Here is a 16864-nt window from a genome sequence, read left to right as displayed (position 1 = left end):
TCTTATAAAGCTTCTACATAAAGTTTTTGACCTATCGCTAAATCGTTGCTGCGAAGGTTATTAATTTCTTTTAATTCTTCTACACTTAAATTGAATTTTCTTGAAATACTGTAAAGCGTATCTCCTTTTTTAACAGTATAAGGGATACTGGTATGATCGGGTCTGGAATTGTCTTTTTTAGCGAAACTTTTTCCGGTGCTTTTTCCTAGAACTTCTTCATCATATTTATACAATTGGTATCGCTCAATAATACTGATTAATTTTGCAGGATAACGCGGATCGGTAGCGTAACCGGCTTTTTTTAAACCGTAAGCCCAAGCCTTGTAATCATCTCTCTCAAGGTCGAAAAGCGATGCATATCGTCGTCTTTCTGAAAGAAATAAAGAATGATCACGAAACGAATATTTTGGATTGTTATATTTTCTGAAACATTCCTGCAACGCGTCATCATCGTGGTAAACTTTTGCACCTTGCCAGCCATTACATTTTATCCCAAAATGATTATTCGATTTTAAGGTTAACTCTCCTTTTCCTGAACTGGATTCTAAAACACCTTGTGCCAACGTAATACTTGCAGGAATTCCATAAAGTGTCATTTCATCTTTAGCAATTTCAGCAAAATTGTAAACGTAACGTTCTACATCGTCTTTAAAAACCGGTTTATTTTTATCTTCTTCAATAATTTCTTCGGTTTCTACTTCTTTTGCATTTTTATCTTTCTCGTAGGTAGAAACGCGATTTTCTTTTTTTATAGGCGGTGTATTTCTCACCGTTTTTTTCTTGGCTCCACAGGCAAAGAGAAATCCGGCACATAAAATAACAATTACTATAGATTTTATTTTCATACCATTGTTTTTAAAAGAGGCATATTTTTTTTAGCTAATTTTTTATTCATTCCGGAAATTCCTTGTAAACCTCCGGTATGAATTGCTAAAATACGAGTATTTTCTTTAAATCTCCCAGCTTTAATCAAGTCGATAATACCGAATAAAAGTTTTCCGGTGTAAACAGGATCGAGTTGAACAGCGTAATTTTCAGTAAATTTATTAATAAACTGAATTAAGGAATCATCTACTTTAGCATAACCGCCAAAATGATAATCTAGTATAAGTTCCCAATTATTTTTTTTGCTGAATTTCTTAATTTCTTCTGCTAAAAAATCACCTTTTAAAGCAAGAAAACCTATAATTTTTTGATGCGGAAATGAAGCGTTAACTAAACCTGAAATGGTTCCGCCCGTTCCTACGGAAGAACAAATTACATCAAAATCTTTTTCAGTGTCTGAAATAATTTCTTCGCAACCTTTTACAGCTAACCCATTTGTACCACCTTCCGGAATTCGATAAAACAAACCAAACTTCTCTTCTAATTTATGTTGAATTTTAACCGAATCTTTTTCTCTATAATCACTTCTGGAAATAAAATGCAAGTTCATATTTTGCTCATTCGCAAAGGCCAAAGTGGAATTTTCTTGAAGTATTTTTTCAATATTTTTTCCTAATTCTTCTCCTCTAATTACGCCAACACTCTCTAAACCAACTTCTTTAGCAGCAAAAGCTGTCGCAGCAATATGATTAGAAAAAGCGCCACCAAAAGTGAGTATTTTTTGGTAACCGTTTTTTCGAGCTTCAATTAAATTATATTTCAGTTTTCGATACTTATTTCCAGAAACAAACGGATGCAACAGATCTTCTCTTTTTAACCAAAGTTCAATACCTGTTTTTTCATCTTTAAGAAGAAATTGATTAATTGGGTCGTTATGATATTCTAAAAAATTATTCATCGTGAAATCATTGTCAAAATAATGAAATTAGTAGCAGATATCCTTATTTTTGTGATATGAGCTTTAAAAAAAATATTCCACTAGAAGAAGGTGATTATTATTTAACGCCTGAAGGCTATCGATGTTTTACCGAACAATATCATTTAAAGCGAGGCTATTGTTGTAAAAGCGGTTGTCGTCATTGCCCGTATGGCTATGACAAAGCCACCGATACATTTAAAAAAGATAATTAACACTAATACAACTGAAAATGACTTTTCAAGAAGAAATATTACAAGGAATACCAACAGAACTTCCTGCAAAAAAAGAATACAATTCTAACATAAATCACGCACCAAAACGAAAAGAAATTCTATCGGAAGAGGAAAAAAAATTAGCACTACAAAACGCATTACGCTATTTTGAACCAAAACATCATAAAACCTTACTTCCCGAATTTAAGGAAGAATTAGAAAAATACGGAAGAATTTACATGTACCGTTTTCGTCCAGATTATAAAATCTACGCGCGTTCTACTGAAGAATATCCAGGCAAAAGTGAACAAGCAAAAGCGATAATGCTAATGATCCAAAATAACTTAGATCACGCAGTCGCGCAACATCCGCACGAATTAATTACCTACGGTGGGAACGGAGCGGTGTTTCAAAATTGGGCGCAATATCGCCTTGTCATGAAATATTTAGCTGAAATGACCGACGAGCAAACTTTAGCAATGTACAGCGGTCATCCAATGGGTTTATTTCCTTCCCATAAAGACGCGCCGCGAGTTGTAGTTACCAACGGAATGATGATTCCGAATTATTCAAAACCCGACGATTGGGAAAAATTCAACGCGCTCGGCGTTACCCAATACGGACAAATGACTGCCGGAAGTTTTATGTATATCGGTCCCCAAGGAATTGTCCACGGAACTACCATTACCGTTTTAAATGGTTTTAGAAAAATTAAAAAATCTCCTAAAGGTGGATTATTTGTGACCTCAGGTTTAGGCGGAATGAGCGGCGCACAACCCAAAGCAGGAAACATTGCTGGATGTGTAACCGTTTGTGCCGAAGTCAATAAAAAAGTGACACAAACGCGTCATTCTCAAGGGTGGGTAGATGAAATTATTAGCGATTTAAATGAATTAGTAAAACGCGTAAAAGAAGCGCAAGAAAATAAAGAAACTTTATCTATCGCGTATGATGGAAATGTAGTTGATGTTTGGGAAAAATTTGATGAGGAAAATTTACACATCGATTTAGGTAGCGATCAAACCTCACTTCATAATCCGTGGGCTGGTGGTTATTATCCGGCGGGTCTTTCTTATGAAGAAGCTAATGAAATGATGGCGAATCAACCTGAAAAATTTAAAGAAAAAGTTCAGCAAAGTTTACGTCGCCAAGCTGATGCAATTAATAAACATACCGCAAAAGGAACCTATTTCTTTGACTATGGAAATGCTTTTTTACTGGAAGCTTCTCGTGCCGGAGCAGATATTTTAGCTAAAAACGGCAAAGATTTTAAATACCCGAGTTATGTGCAAGATATTATGGGACCAATGTGTTTTGATTATGGTTTTGGTCCTTTCCGATGGGTTTGCGCCTCAGGAAAATCTGAAGATTTATTAAAAACCGATAAAATCGCGACTTCAATTTTAGAGGAATTGAAGAAAAATTCTCCTGAAGAAATTCAGCAACAAATGCAAGATAATATTACGTGGATTAAAGGTGCGCAAGAAAATAAACTCGTTGTAGGTTCGCAAGCGAGAATTCTTTACGCAGATGCTGAAGGAAGAATTAAAATTGCTGAAGCCTTCAATAAAGCAATTGAAAAAGGTGAAATTGGTCCGGTAATTTTAGGAAGAGATCATCACGATGTTTCCGGAACCGATTCTCCTTACCGAGAAACTTCTAACATTTATGATGGAAGCCAATTTACAGCAGATATGGCCATTCAAAATGTAATTGGCGATAGTTTTAGAGGTGCAACTTGGGTAAGTATTCATAACGGCGGTGGCGTTGGCTGGGGCGAAGTCATAAATGGTGGTTTTGGTATGCTTCTTGATGGTAGTAATGATGCTGCAAGACGCTTAAAGTCAATGCTTTTTTGGGATGTAAACAACGGTATTTCAAGACGGTCGTGGGCAAGAAACGATGAAGCTATTTTTGCTATAAAACGAGCCATGGAAACCGAACCAAATTTAAAAGTAACTTTACCCAATAAGGTTGACCCGGCGTTACTAGATTAATTGCGTTAGGGATTGAGCGATTTGTTGAAGCTCTTTTGAAATTTTTGCTCTAGCAGAAATTTAAAAAAGCGACTCGCGAAAGCCCGCCCGAACGCCCTAAAAAACTTGAATATGAATCTAAAAAAATTATTTGCTCCGTTAGCGTTCTTACTTGTGCTTACTTCATGTAGCTCTGTGAGAGTGGCTACCGATTATGATCGGGAAGTTGATTTTACAAAGTACAGAAGTTTTGCTTTTTACAAACCGGGAATTGATAAAGCTGATGTTTCCGATTTAGACAAAAAACGCATTTTACGTGCGATTGAACGCGAATTATTGGCGAAAGGTTTTACAAAATCTCAAGAGCCGGATATGTTGGTTAGCATTTTCACGAAAACCGAAGAAAATGTAAATATCTACCAAAATAATTTTGGCTATGGTTACGGTTGGGGCTGGAATCCTTGGTATTGGGGAGCTGGTTATAATACCGTTTCTCGAACTACAGAAGGAACGCTTTATATTGATTTGATTGATGCTGACCAAAATGAGTTGGTTTGGCAAGGAATGGGAAGCGGCGCTTTAGCAATGGATATGGAAGATAAAATTGAACGGATTAATGAAATTGTAAAAGAAATTTTAGATCGATATCCGCCTGGAGAGAAGAAAAAGAAATAATTTTAGAAGTTAAAAAGTCCTTCCATTAATTTGCGAAGGACTTTTTTTATGATATTTTTATCGCTCTAATAAATAAAAATGACAAATTTATTTGATGTTGCTATTATAGGAAGTGGCCCTGCTGGGGCTTCAGCGGCTTATCATTTAGCAAATAGCGGTCTTAAAACTGTACTTATTGAAAAGGAAAAATTACCGCGTTACAAAACTTGTGGCGGAGGTTTTGTATATCGCGGCTTAAGAGATTTGCCTTTTTCTGTTGAAGAAGTTATAGATGCAGAATTTAATGAAGTAGAAATTTTCTTTGGTAAAAAATTGGCTTTTAAAACCAAGCGTGAAAAACCTATAATTAGTATGGTGATGCGTGATCGTTTTGATCATTTAATTGTAAAAAAAGCAGAAGATTTAGGGGTAAAAATACTACAAGAAACAAAAGTTGAAGATTTAAATTTTGAAGATGATTATACCGAAATTCTTACTTCAACCGGAAGTATTAAAGCAAAATTTATTATCGCTGCAGATGGCGCTTTAAGCCCGACGGCAAAATTAACGGGTTGGGAAGAAAGCCGAATGATGTGTCCGGCATTAGAATATGAAGTAACAGTTCCTACAAGCGATTTTGAGCGACTTTCAAAATCAGTTCGTTTTGATATTGATGTTTCTCCCAATGGCTACGGATGGTGTTTTCCTAAGAAAAATCATTTATCAATTGGTGTAGGAAATTTTTTAAAAACCAAGAAAAAAGCTAATCTAAAAGAAGATTATAAAAAATATTTAACCACTTTAGGAATTTCGACTATACTTGAAGAGGAAGCGCACGGTTTTATAATTCCTATTTCTCCAAGAAAAGAAGGTTTTGTAAAAAGAAATGTTTTTTTAATTGGTGACGCGGCAGGTTTTGCAGATCCTATTACGGCGGAAGGAATTTCTAATGCTATAGCGAGCGGCGTTCTTGTGGCAAAAGCAATTGCAGAAAGTAAAATGAATCTTCGAGAAGCTAAAATTCTCTATCAACAAAAATTGGAAGAACGAATTCTGCCTGAATTAGAGGTAGGAAAAAAATTATCAAAATTATTTTATGGACAACCGACCTTAAGAAATTTACTTCTTCAAAAATATGGACAAAGAGCTGCTGAATATATGACTCATATTTTTATGGGAGATCGTACGTATCCCAAAGACTTTTATAAAAAAGTAAAACAAAAAATTAATCTTCCTTTTTTCAACTAGAAAAATAAAAAAAAGCTACCCGAAATAAGGTAGCTTTTTTATTTGAAAATAAGATTTTCTAAGAAATCTTTTCAAAGTTCGCTGCGCTTTGTTGTGCGTGTTTAATTTCTTCGCGTTGTTTTACCAAAATATCTTTTGTTGTTGGTGGCAAATCTTCAGCAATTACTTCATCATATTCATCAATTGCAGATTGTTCTCCACGTTGAACTTCTTCCATAATATTTTCTGCTTTGCTAGAAGAAACTGCTGCTTTTAAATCCATCCAAGCGCGGTGAGCCGCTCCTTTTACACTTCCGCCTTTATCGGGAGATTTTCCATAGTTTTTAATTTCAGATTTTAATTGATTTCCAAAATCATAACGTTTTTGGGCTTGTTCAGATAAAAAATCTTTCATCTTAGGGTTTTCTACTCTTTCTGCGGCATCTTTGTACCCTTTTTCTGAATCGTAATTTTTCTCTAAAAGTTGATTCAACTTTTTTGATACTTTTTCTGTAAATTCCATAGCTAATTTTTTTATTTAAATTTACTATACAAATTAGTGGTGTTGAAATTATTAACGATGATTAACAACTGATTTAACGAAGATTAACGTAAGCGTTCTCTACATAAAACCTATTCCATATGAAATCCACTTCTCGATATGTATATATTGTTTTTAGTTGTTTGCTATTTTTATCTTGCTCAAAAGAAAAAGCTAAAAAAGAAAATGAAACCACTCTAATTGAACAAGAAAAAAATTCTTCAGGAACATTTATATAATTGTGCTCACCGCTACAATTATATAAAAGAATTACATAAATATGAAAATTGTATTGATGAAGGTTTAAAAAAAGATTCTACAATTGCGTATTTATGGCAACAAAAAGCAATGCCTTATTTTAAAGCTCGAAAATATGAAGTGGGAATGGAATTTTTGGATAAAGCAGTAAAATATGATGAAAAAAGTTGGCTAGCCTATCGTGCTTTCATTAAATGTATTTTTGCTAAAACTTATAACGATGCTATAAAAGATTTTAAACGAATAAAAAAACTGGAAGGAAATTCTTATGTGATGGATCATACCTATAATTTCTACCTCGCGTTAAGTTATTTGCAACTCAATGAATTTAAGAAAGCCGAAAATATTTTTGAAAAAGATATTCAGCAACAAGTAGAAGAATGGGGCGAAGATGGTTATCATCATTTAGATTTATTTTATTACGGCATCTCATTATTTGAACAACAAAAATGGGAAAAGGCTATTCTTCAATTCGATAAGTCTTTAGAAAAATATCCGAAATTTGCTGAACCTAAATTTTACAAATCTATTGCTATGAGTCAGCTAAAAAATTACCAAAAAGAAGCTACAGATGAAATGATGAAGCAAGCGCTTTTAGATAGAAAAAACGGAAACACAATAAATGAGGATAGTTCTATTTATGAGCAATATCCTTATCAGTTACGTAACTAATATTTATTGATTTTTTCTCGAATAAGAACTTCCTTGAAGAATTTCATTTTTTAATTTTTCGCGATTATTGGTAACGATCATAATCTTTTTAGCGTTTCCTTTTAATCGAAAGCACAAAGCAATTCCAGGGTTTGCATTAAAGAAAATATTTCCTTTATGATCATATTTCCAACCTATACCATAATACCACGTAATCTTTTTCTCTGAAAAACTATCAATTTCAATTTCTGAAAGTAAAAAACGTTTACCCAAATTTCCTTTTCCTAAACGCAGGTGTAAATGACTTTCATCAACTATTATTTCCAATTTATATAAATGATAAAAAAGTAGTATTAACACAATTAAACTACCTAATAAACCGAGTAAAATTAATTGATTTGCATTTTCATCAGCAATTATAAAACCTACGCCGATCATACATAAAATAATAAGCATCCCGATAGGAATGCTTATTACGTAACTTATTATTTTTTCTTTGTAAAAAATTTTTGGCATTAGTACGCTAACAATTCTTCAATTTTCTTTTTCACTTTTTCAGTTGAAGGAATCATGGTTTCTTCTAAAGTTGAATTAAGTGGAATGGCCGGCATATTTTCTGAACCAATCGTCATCACCGGTGCGTCTAAATATTTAAAACATTCCTCCTGAATTTTTCCGGAAAGCGCTCGCGCAAACGTGTTATCTGAAGGCTCTTCGGTCACCACTAAACATTTCCCACATTTCTTAACCGATTTCATAATCGTTTCTTCATCAAGTGGCGAAAGAGTTCGTAAATCAACCACCTCAATTTGATCTTGCATTCCTAACTCTTCAGAAGCATTCATCGCCCAATGCACGCCCATTCCGTAAGTAATGATACAAAGGGTTTCTTTTTCTTCCTGCTTCCAGATTTCCTGTAAAACCCAGGCTTTTCCGAAAGGCAACACGTAATCTTCACTCGGCTCTACGGAAGTTGCTCCTTTTGTACCGAGCACTTTACTCCAATACAATCCTTTATGTTCGAAAATCACCACCGGATTCGGATCGTAATAAGCAGCTTTCATCAAGCCTTTTAAATCGGCTCCATTACTCGGGTAAGCAATTTTTAACCCGCGAATATTCGTTACCACACTTTCTACGGAAGAAGAATGATAAGGACCTCCACTTCCGTAAGCACCAATCGGAACACGAAGAATCATCGAAACCGGCCATTTCCCATTTGATAAGTAGCAACTTCTGCTTACTTCCGTAAATAATTGATTCAATCCGGGCCAAATATAATCAGCAAATTGGACTTCAACAATAGGTTTTAGACCAACCGCCGACATTCCCACGGTAGATCCAACAATAAATGCTTCTTGAATGGGTGTATTAAATACACGATTGTCTCCGAATTTTTGCGCTAAAGTTGCAGCTTCTCGGAAAACACCACCTAATCTCCCGCCAACATCTTGTCCGTAAAGCAAGCATTCTTTGTGTTTTTTCATGAGTTCTTCCACAGCAAAAAGGGCGCAATCGACCATCACTACTTTTTCGGCACCTTCTGGCGAACGTTTCCCTTTTTCTTCGGTAATTTCAGTAGGAGCAAAATCGTGGGTAAATAAATCTTCCGGTTTAGGATCTTCCGCTTGACTTGCTTCTTGATAAGCTTCTTTTACTTTAACTCTTGCTAAAACTTCAATCGCTTCAATTTCATCTTCGGTAAAATCATTTTCAGCTAATTGTTTTTTCAAAATAGGATACGGATCCCGCTCTTTCGATTCTTCTAAATCGTCGCGATACCATTCCATTCGAACACCGGAAGTATGATGATTTAGCAACGGCACTTTAGCGTGAATTAAAAACGGTCTTCTTTCTTTTCTTATGGTTTCAATAACTTTATTGACTTCAGTATAACTTTCTATAAAGTCCGTTCCATCGATACTGATCGCTTCTAAACCATTAAATCCGCGTGCATATTCAAAAGCAGATTGTGCTCTTGTTTCGGCTTCATTTGCAGAAATGTCCCAACCATTATCTTGTACCAAGAAAATAATAGGAAGTTGTTTCAGCGCTGCCATTTGCATTGCTTCTGCTATTTCACCTTCAGTTACTGAAGCATCTCCCAACGAACAAACTACAACAGGTTTATTATCATCACCCAACCCTTCTTTTTCTTTATACCACATTCCCATAGCAGTTCCTGCTGCCGGAATAGCTTGCATTCCCGTGGCAGAACTTTGATGCGGAATTTTTGGTTTATCGTCATCTCGTAAACTAGGATGTGAATAATAACTTCTTCCGCCGGAAAATGGATCATCTTTTTTAGCCAACAATTGCAGCATTAAATCTTTGGGTTCCATCCCGATGGATAATAAAATGGAATCATCCCGATAATACGGAAATACGTAATCGAAAGGTTGAAGTTGCATTCCGAGAGCGGTTTGAATAACTTCGTGTCCCCTAGAAGTGGCATGAACGTATTTTGAAACCGTTTTAAAATTTTCCTCATATAACTCTGTCATCGCCTTGGCAGTGCAAAGATTTGAAAAAGCCTTTTTAAATATATCTTTGGTTATCTTCATTAATTTTTAATTTTAAATGATGAATTTTTAATTAGATTCCGAATTTATAGTCTTGACTATTGCCGTTAAGAGTCTAATTAATTCATTGCAATCTTTTATATAATCTGACAGATCTGTTTCTAAAGTCACTAAGTTACTCTGTTCTAATAATTGAAGCCAATAAATAGTTTCACGAGCTTCTTTACTTGAAATGGTAAGTTTATAAGTAAAATCCGCACGACTTATGCCAGCTTCGGATTCTGCAATGTTCGCTCCAATACTTGTTCCGCTGCGCAGTAATTGTTTAGATATGACATATTCTTTTTGGGACTGAAGAATTTTGTACAACTCAATTATTTTTAAGGAGAATTCAAAACTTTTATTTTTAACAATGTTCTTTTTCATTAAAAATTAAGAATTCAACATTAATAATTAGGCCTGTTAAAATCTTCAAAATAATCGGCTACGCGACGTAGGAAACTTCCGCCTAAAAATCCATCGACTACGCGATGATCAAAGGACAATGATAAATACATCATTTGGCGAATTTCAATTTTATCACCGTCTTCATACTCCATTACCTCAGCGCGTTTTTTAATGATTCCAGTTGCTAAAATAGCCGCTTCCGGTTGATTGATGATAGGTGTTCCCATTAAACTGCCAAATGTTCCCACATTCGAAATGGTAAATGTGCTTCCGCTAGTTTCGTCATGCTTCAATTTATTATTTCGAGCTTTTTCAGCTAGATCATTCACTTCCGCAGCAATTGTTTTTAAATCCTTTTGATCGGCATTTTTTACCACCGGAACAATTAAATTCCCGGTTGGAAGTGCCGTTGCCATTCCAATATTTATACTTTCCTTTACGATGATATTTTTACCGTCAACCGAAACATTTATCATCGGAAAATCTTTCACCGCTTTGGCGACCGCTTCTACAAAAAGGGGCGTAAAGGTTAATTTTTCACCGTATTTTTCTTGAAAAGCTTTTTTATTCGCATTTCTCCAATTTACCATTTCGGTTAAATCGGCTTCCACATAAGCGGTTACATGCGGCGAAGTATGTTTAGAAAACACCATATGATCGGCAATCATTTGACGCATTCTGTCCATTTCTACTATTTTCCCTTTTCCTTTATCTAATTTGAGATCGGGAATCTGAAATCCTGTTTGCTCTGGAACAGGTTGTGCAAATTGTGCCGGTCGACCTTCTTCAATATAGTTGAAAATATCACTTTTTCTTAATCTGCCTTCACTTCCGGTAGCAGGAATTCTTGCCAATTCTTCGAAACTGATGTGATGTTCTTTCGCTATACTCACCACCAAAGGTGAAAAATAGGTGTTTTGATTTTCGTTAAGCGTATAACTTTTGGAAGTTTTTTGGTCCTTTGGAGGTTTCTTGGATGAACTTGGTTTTTCTGACGGTGTTGGTTTTGCCTTAGTCTCCTTTTTTGGAATGGACTTCTCTTCTACACCATCTTTCTTAACCGATTCCGATTGGTCGGCAGAAGCTTCAATAAGCGCGATTACTTCGCCTATTTTTACAACTTCATTCGGCTCTACCAAGAGTTTAGAAATCTTTCCGTTTACCGGCGCTGGAACTTCTGAATCTACTTTATCGGTAGCTACTTCGAGTACTGTTTGATCTTGTGTAACTTCATCACCTTCACTAACCAACCAATTTATAATGGTGGCTTCTGAAATGCTTTCGCCCATTTTGGGCAATTTTAATTCGACTTCTGCCATAATATATTTTCCTATTTCAGGAATAAATTCAATCTAATTGAATTGAAATTCTTATTTCTTTTTAAACTCATTTAAAGTCTTGTAAAAATCTTCTTGTACGGGGCGGTTTTTAGGAAGTTCCCTTAGCGGTTTTACTTCTTTCAGACTTTCGTGACAATCGCTAGGTAGACGCTGATATAATTTAGTTCCGGCTGTTTTCCATGCAATCATTTCATCGGAAACTTCTTTAATGACTTTCCCGGGATTTCCCACTACTAAACTTCGCTTCGGAATTTTGGTTTCTGCTTTCACAAAAACCATCGCTCCTACAATCGATTCGTCGCCAATTTCAGCATCATCCATAATAACAGAATTCATACCAATTAAACAATTTTCACCCAAATTGGCACCGTGAATAATTGCCCCGTGACCTACATGCGCTCCTTTTTTCAGCTTAATACTTTTCCCTGGAAACATATGAACGGTGCAGTTTTCCTGTACATTTACGCCATCTTCTAAAATAATTTCGCCCCAATCGCCACGAATTGCAGCTCCCGGACCGATATAACAATTTTCTCCAATAATTACATTACCGGTTACTGCCGCTAGTGGGTGAACAAAACTGCTTTCTTGAATGACCGGAATATGCCCTTTGAAGCTGTAAATCATTATTTAAAACGTTCTAATTTTTCTTTTGTAAATGATGAAAGTACTAATCTACCACTGATTTTTGCACGTTCTTGTAAAAGTTCGTCCCAATCTTCTGTTCCACGCCAGAACATTTGTTTCATTTCTTTCACCGCTTCAGGATTATAACCGCAAAGTTGTTCGGCTAAGGCTTGAACTTCGTCGTCTAATTCTTCAGTAGAACTGAAAACTTTTGCATACAAACCTTTTCGTTTTGCCCATTCTGGTGAATAAAATGAATTGGCATCGATAGCGATTTGTGACATTCCGCTGGCGCCAATTTTACGTTGTACCGCCGGACCAACTACAAAAGGGCCAATCCCTAAATTTAATTCGCTCAATTTGATGGCTGCGTATTTTGTAGCCATACAATAATCCATCGCGGAAGCTAAACCGACTCCGCCACCAACGGTTTTTCCTTGTACGCGACCGATGATGAATTTAGGACATTTGCGCATTGCGTTAATTACATTGGCAAAGCCGCTAAAGAATTTCTCTCCTTCTTGTTCGTTTTCAATAGAAATTAATTCTTTAAAACTCGCTCCGGCACAAAACGTTCTTTCTCCGCCACTTTTTAAAATGATTACTAAAATTTCATCATTTTTACCGGCTTCAGTGATATTATCGGCGAGTTGTGCCAAAATATTCCCCGGTAACGAATTGTGTGCCGGATGAAAAAATTCTATCGTAGCGATTTTATTTTCTATATCTTGTTTTACGTATGGTTCTGTCAAAACTTAAGTTTTTAAATTGAACAATAAATTTATAAAATTCCGAATTGTTTAAAGTGGTGATTGAGGTGTTTTCTGTGTAATAATTTCCACTCGAATTTGGTTAATTCTCCAAAAACTGCATTTTTAGTAACCGCCTCGGAATTTTCAACAAAAAAGTTTTCGTATTGCTTTTTAGCTTCTTTCAACTTTTGTTTAGCCATAGCTAAATCTTCGTGCTTTAAACTGAATAATTCGCCTTCTTTATAAAATGGAAAATTATAATTTTTAGGCATTGGTTCGTAATTGTATAAGGTTTCCTTAACGTCATCTAAATATTTTTTAGGAGTGGAGATTTCAAAATCTTGAATTTCCCCAGAAGCAATTCGATAACTAGCCTCTAAATGTTCTACCATATGTTGCGGGGTCATAATTCCCCATTCCGGTTTTGTATCTTCAGTAAGTTTATGAAGTGCGTTTTCAAAAACCTGATCGGTAATTTCTTTAAAAGTAGTTTGTTTTTTCTGAACCATGGTTAAAATAGTCGCAATGGCAACTAGGGCTTCTTTTTCCTCTTTTTCACTTTCTGGAATATTTCCTTTGGTTACATCTGTATCAAAAACTTCTACATACCATTTTACAATTCCGCTTGGTAATTCTTTTCCTTTTTGATCTCGATCGATTTTTTGTTTACATGTTAATCGAACATGAATGGTATCGTTATGATAAAGTGGACGTAAAAAACGGATTTCTTCTAAACCATAATTTGCCGCAACCGGTCCTTTATTTGGATAAACGAATAATCCCGCTGCCGCGGAAATAATGAAATAGCCGTGTGCGGTACGTTGCTCAAAAATACTTCCTTCAAGTGAAGTAATATCGGTGTGCGCATAAAAATGATCCCAAGTTAAATTTCCGAAGTTGATAATATCAGTATCGGTAAGGGTTCGGCTATGCGTTTTTAATGACATTCCCGCTTCGATATCTTCCCAATGATAGGCAAACGGATGTTTTTCTGCTTCTTTATAATCAGCATTCGGTTGATAAATTCCCGTAATTTCTGTTAATGTAGTAGGCGAACCTTGTACGGCACAACGCTGTAAATAGTGCTTAATTCCGCGAACGCCACCCATTTCTTCTCCACCTCCGGCACGACCCGGACCACCGTGAATAAGATTAGGTAACGGAGAACCGTGACCTGTACTTTGCTTAGCACTTTCCCGATTTAAAACTAAAATTCTACCGTGATGTGTAGCAGCTCGAATTGTATAATCTTTAGCGATTTTATCATCATTTGTAGCAATAGAACTCACTAAGGAACCTCTTCCCATTCTGGATAATTCAACCGCTTGATCTAAACTTTTATAAGGCATTAACGTACTTACCGGACCAAAAGCTTCAGTAATATGAGCCGCATGATTGGTAAACGGATCATTTTCACGAAGTAAAATTGGTTTAATGAACGCTCCTTTTTCAAAATCAGCGCCTACCGCTTTTCCATTTTCAAAATCACCATATACTATTTCGGCGGTTTTCGCGATTTCTTGGACACTATTTTTTACGGCTTCGACTTGTTTTTTATCGATTAAAGTTCCCATACGGACTTCCTTTAAACGCGGATCTCCATAAGTCACTTTATCTAAAGCCTTACCTAATGCGATTTGAACGTCTTCCATGAGGTTTTGCGGAACGATGATTCTTCGGATGGCCGTACATTTTTGTCCACATTTTGAAGTCATTTCATTCCGAACTTCTTTAATAAAGAGATCAAATTCTGGAGTCCCAGGTTTTGCATCTTCTCCTAAAATAGAAGCATTCAACGAATCGGCTTCCATGGTAAAAGGTACAGATTCTTCTATTAAACGCGGATGTGTTTTCAGTTTTCGGCCGGTTGAAGCCGAACCGGTAAAAGTGACAATATCTTGTGATTCTACCGTATCCAAAATATCTTTTCGGGTTCCACTGATTAATTGCAAAGCACCTTCTGGTAAAATTCCAGATTCAATAATAACTTTCACTACCGCTTCGGTTAGATAAGCACTTTGCGGTGCCGGTAAAACGACCGCGGGAACTCCTGCCATCCAATTTACCGCACATTTTTCTAACATCCCCCACACCGGGAAATTAAAAGCGTTAATATGAACGGCTACACCGGTTTTTGGAACCATAATATGATGTGCCATAAAACGACCTCCACGCGATAAATCGATTGGTTCTCCTTCTACGTGATATGGCTGATTAGGAAATAGTTTACGTAAAGAAGCATTGGCAAAAAGATTTCCGAATCCTCCTTCAATGTCGACCCAACTATCTATTTTTGTCGCACCGGTTTTAAAACTAATATCATAAAAAGTACGCTTGTGTTTTTGAAGGTGAAAAGCTAATTTCTTCAGCATATTTCCACGTTCAATAAAGGTCATTTTCCGAAGCGTATCGCCTTTTGTTCTTCCGTATTGTAAAACTTCAGGCACATCGATTCCTTCCGTGGTTACGTTGGTAAAATGTTCTCCGGTGACGGAATCGAAAATAGGATTTCCTTCTCCTTGCCCGTCAATCCATTGTCCTTGTATATAATGTTGTACTTTTTGCATCTTTTTATTTTTTAAACACGTTCTATTACAGCAGCATAACCTTGGCCAACCCCAACACACATTGTTATTAACGCATATTTTTTTCCGGTGATTTGCAATTCTAGAGCAGCAGAATTCGCTAATCTAGCTCCAGTAACACCAAGTGGATGACCAATTGCAATCGCTCCGCCGTTTGGATTTAATCTGGGATCGTCATCTTTTAAACCCCAAGCTCTTGTACACGCTAACGACTGTGCGGCAAAAGCTTCATTTAATTCAATGACGTCCATATCGTCCATCGTTAGTCCGGCTTTTTTCAAAGCTTTGTTTGACGCTTCTACAGGACCAATTCCCATAATTCTCGGTTCTACTCCTACTACCGCTGAACTTAAAATTTTTGCCATTGGTTTTAGACCATATTTTTCTACGGCTTTTTCTGAAGCTACAATAGTTGCCGCGGCGCCATCATTTAACCCTGAAGAATTCCCTGCGGTTACGCTTCCGTCTTTTCTGAAAGCCGGACGTAATTTTGCTAGAATTTCTTTAGAAGTTTTCGGCTTTACGAATTCATCTGTGCTGAATTGAATCGGATCTTTTTTTCGCTGCGGAATTTCTACCGTGACGATTTCTTTACCTAATCTTCCGTTTTCTTGGGCCTTGGTTGCTTTCATCTGGCTCCAATAGGCAAAAGCATCTTGATCTTCTCTGGAAATTTTATATTTATCGACCAAGTTTTCTGCGGTTACACCCATTCCATCGGTGCCATACATTTCATGCATTTTTAGATTCACAAAACGCCAACCAAAACTTGTATCGTACATTTTAGCATCGTTTCCAAAAGCGCTGGAAGGTTTGGCAATCGCGTAAGGACCACGCGTCATATGTTCTACACCACCGGAAATAAATAAATCTCCGTCTCCGGCTTTTATCGCACGATTGGCGTGAATAATCGCTGAAAGTCCACTACTACAAAGTCTGTTTACGGTTTCTCCCGGAACAGAATATGGTAAGCCCGCTAATAACGAACACATTCTCGCAACGTTTCGATTGTCTTCTCCGGCTTGATTAGCACAACCTAAAATAACATCATCGTAAGCTTCTTTTGGAATATTCGGATTGCGTTTAACGATTTCTTTAATGACTAAAGCACCTAAATCATCTGCTCTTACCGGAGATAAAGTTCCTTTGTAATTTCCGATGGGCGTTCTGATGCCGTCTATGATATATGTGTTCATTTACTTAAAATTTTGAATTATTTATGTTGAATGTAAAATAAAAAATATACTTCTTCCATTATCAATATTTTA

At 36.2% G+C, this 16864-nt stretch carries 16 protein-coding genes; 5 read left to right on the top strand and 11 right to left on the bottom strand.

Going from position 1 to position 16864, the window contains the following annotated elements:
* Positions 1–2: 2 nt before the first annotated feature.
* Positions 3–845, bottom strand: a complete 843-nt coding sequence (locus ACFFGL_RS11745; protein ID WP_309729763.1) for a glucosaminidase domain-containing protein — start codon at positions 843–845, stop codon at positions 3–5.
* Positions 842–1783, bottom strand: coding sequence for a 1-aminocyclopropane-1-carboxylate deaminase/D-cysteine desulfhydrase (locus ACFFGL_RS11740; protein ID WP_309729760.1), 942 nt, complete (start codon positions 1781–1783; stop codon positions 842–844). The genes ACFFGL_RS11745 and ACFFGL_RS11740 overlap by 4 nt, the downstream gene beginning before the upstream one ends.
* A gap of 56 nt (positions 1784–1839) precedes the next feature.
* Between ACFFGL_RS11740 and ACFFGL_RS11735 the strand changes: the two genes are divergently transcribed.
* The 4 genes from ACFFGL_RS11735 (at position 1840) to ACFFGL_RS11720 (ending at position 5894) form a co-directional block, all read left to right on the top strand.
* Positions 1840–2016: a DUF5522 domain-containing protein gene (locus ACFFGL_RS11735; protein ID WP_309729759.1), complete on the top strand. Its 177-nt coding sequence runs from the start codon at positions 1840–1842 to the stop codon at positions 2014–2016.
* A 17-nt stretch (positions 2017–2033) separates the two neighbouring features.
* A complete protein-coding gene (locus tag ACFFGL_RS11730; protein ID WP_309729756.1) occupies positions 2034–4013 on the top strand; it encodes a urocanate hydratase in 1980 nt (659 codons plus the stop codon).
* A 111-nt stretch (positions 4014–4124) separates the two neighbouring features.
* Entirely contained in the window at positions 4125–4667 is a 543-nt protein-coding gene (locus tag ACFFGL_RS11725) for a DUF4136 domain-containing protein (RefSeq protein ID WP_309729754.1), read from the top strand.
* Positions 4668–4745: 78 nt separating this feature from the next.
* Positions 4746–5894 (top strand): geranylgeranyl reductase family protein, encoded by a 1149-nt coding sequence (locus tag ACFFGL_RS11720; RefSeq protein WP_309729751.1) that lies wholly within the window; start codon positions 4746–4748, stop codon positions 5892–5894.
* Between the two features lie 58 nt (positions 5895–5952).
* Here the strand turns inward: ACFFGL_RS11720 and ACFFGL_RS11715 are convergent, their stop codons facing one another.
* Positions 5953–6396 carry a ferritin-like domain-containing protein gene (locus tag ACFFGL_RS11715; protein WP_309729748.1) on the bottom strand — a complete coding sequence of 148 codons (444 nt, stop codon included), beginning with the start codon at positions 6394–6396 and terminating at the stop codon, positions 5953–5955.
* A 219-nt stretch (positions 6397–6615) separates the two neighbouring features.
* Between ACFFGL_RS11715 and ACFFGL_RS11710 the strand changes: the two genes are divergently transcribed.
* A complete protein-coding gene (locus ACFFGL_RS11710; RefSeq protein WP_309729745.1) occupies positions 6616–7344 on the top strand; it encodes a tetratricopeptide repeat protein in 729 nt (242 codons plus the stop codon).
* Between the two features lie 3 nt (positions 7345–7347).
* Here ACFFGL_RS11710 and ACFFGL_RS11705 read toward each other — a convergent pair whose 3' ends face one another.
* The 8 genes from ACFFGL_RS11705 to pcaF are packed head-to-tail and all read right to left on the bottom strand — an operon-like array spanning position 7348 to position 16792.
* Positions 7348–7839 carry a hypothetical protein gene (locus ACFFGL_RS11705; RefSeq protein ID WP_309729742.1) on the bottom strand — a complete coding sequence of 164 codons (492 nt, stop codon included), beginning with the start codon at positions 7837–7839 and terminating at the stop codon, positions 7348–7350.
* Positions 7839–9887, bottom strand: a complete 2049-nt coding sequence (locus ACFFGL_RS11700; RefSeq protein WP_309729739.1) for an alpha-ketoacid dehydrogenase subunit alpha/beta — start codon at positions 9885–9887, stop codon at positions 7839–7841. Before ACFFGL_RS11700 ends, ACFFGL_RS11705 begins: the two co-directional genes overlap by 1 nt.
* Before the next feature lie 27 nt (positions 9888–9914).
* Positions 9915–10271, bottom strand: a complete 357-nt coding sequence (locus tag ACFFGL_RS11695; protein WP_309729736.1) for a four helix bundle protein — start codon at positions 10269–10271, stop codon at positions 9915–9917.
* Between the two features lie 20 nt (positions 10272–10291).
* Positions 10292–11611 (bottom strand): dihydrolipoamide acetyltransferase family protein, encoded by a 1320-nt coding sequence (locus ACFFGL_RS11690; RefSeq protein WP_309729733.1) that lies wholly within the window; start codon positions 11609–11611, stop codon positions 10292–10294.
* A 51-nt stretch (positions 11612–11662) separates the two neighbouring features.
* Positions 11663–12259 carry an acyltransferase gene (locus ACFFGL_RS11685; RefSeq protein ID WP_309729731.1) on the bottom strand — a complete coding sequence of 199 codons (597 nt, stop codon included), beginning with the start codon at positions 12257–12259 and terminating at the stop codon, positions 11663–11665.
* On the bottom strand, positions 12259–13011 hold the full coding sequence (locus ACFFGL_RS11680) for an enoyl-CoA hydratase/isomerase family protein (RefSeq protein WP_309729728.1): 753 nt from the start codon (positions 13009–13011) through the stop codon (positions 12259–12261). Before ACFFGL_RS11680 ends, ACFFGL_RS11685 begins: the two co-directional genes overlap by 1 nt.
* 29 nt (positions 13012–13040) lie before the next feature.
* Positions 13041–15578, bottom strand: a complete 2538-nt coding sequence (gene paaZ / locus ACFFGL_RS11675) for a phenylacetic acid degradation bifunctional protein PaaZ (protein ID WP_309729725.1) — start codon at positions 15576–15578, stop codon at positions 13041–13043.
* Between the two features lie 11 nt (positions 15579–15589).
* On the bottom strand, positions 15590–16792 hold the full coding sequence (gene pcaF, locus ACFFGL_RS11670) for a 3-oxoadipyl-CoA thiolase (RefSeq protein ID WP_309729723.1): 1203 nt from the start codon (positions 16790–16792) through the stop codon (positions 15590–15592).
* Between the last annotated feature and the right edge of the window lie 72 nt (positions 16793–16864).

Source organism: Mesonia maritima (genome assembly GCF_042433895.1).
Classification (GTDB): domain Bacteria; phylum Bacteroidota; class Bacteroidia; order Flavobacteriales; family Flavobacteriaceae; genus Mesonia; species Mesonia maritima.
Note: the sequence above shows the minus strand (reverse complement) of the source record. Positions and strands in the feature narration are given on the sequence as shown.

Excerpts from the sequence above, each read along its gene's own strand:
- ACFFGL_RS11725 (WP_309729754.1), top strand. The coding sequence starts at position 4,125 with ATGAATCTAAAAAAATTATTTGCTCCGTTAGCGTTCTTACTTGTGCTT.
- ACFFGL_RS11700 (WP_309729739.1), bottom strand. The coding sequence starts at position 9,887 with ATGAAGATAACCAAAGATATATTTAAAAAGGCTTTTTCAAATCTTTGC.
- paaZ (WP_309729725.1), bottom strand. The coding sequence starts at position 15,578 with ATGCAAAAAGTACAACATTATATACAAGGACAATGGATTGACGGGCAA.
- ACFFGL_RS11740 (WP_309729760.1), bottom strand. The coding sequence starts at position 1,783 with ATGAATAATTTTTTAGAATATCATAACGACCCAATTAATCAATTTCTT.
- ACFFGL_RS11735 (WP_309729759.1), top strand. The coding sequence starts at position 1,840 with ATGAGCTTTAAAAAAAATATTCCACTAGAAGAAGGTGATTATTATTTA.
- ACFFGL_RS11705 (WP_309729742.1), bottom strand. The coding sequence starts at position 7,839 with ATGCCAAAAATTTTTTACAAAGAAAAAATAATAAGTTACGTAATAAGC.
- ACFFGL_RS11730 (WP_309729756.1), top strand. The coding sequence starts at position 2,034 with ATGACTTTTCAAGAAGAAATATTACAAGGAATACCAACAGAACTTCCT.
- ACFFGL_RS11695 (WP_309729736.1), bottom strand. The coding sequence starts at position 10,271 with ATGAAAAAGAACATTGTTAAAAATAAAAGTTTTGAATTCTCCTTAAAA.
- ACFFGL_RS11715 (WP_309729748.1), bottom strand. The coding sequence starts at position 6,396 with ATGGAATTTACAGAAAAAGTATCAAAAAAGTTGAATCAACTTTTAGAG.
- ACFFGL_RS11685 (WP_309729731.1), bottom strand. The coding sequence starts at position 12,259 with ATGATTTACAGCTTCAAAGGGCATATTCCGGTCATTCAAGAAAGCAGT.
- ACFFGL_RS11745 (WP_309729763.1), bottom strand. The coding sequence starts at position 845 with ATGAAAATAAAATCTATAGTAATTGTTATTTTATGTGCCGGATTTCTC.
- ACFFGL_RS11720 (WP_309729751.1), top strand. The coding sequence starts at position 4,746 with ATGACAAATTTATTTGATGTTGCTATTATAGGAAGTGGCCCTGCTGGG.
- ACFFGL_RS11690 (WP_309729733.1), bottom strand. The coding sequence starts at position 11,611 with ATGGCAGAAGTCGAATTAAAATTGCCCAAAATGGGCGAAAGCATTTCA.
- pcaF (WP_309729723.1), bottom strand. The coding sequence starts at position 16,792 with ATGAACACATATATCATAGACGGCATCAGAACGCCCATCGGAAATTAC.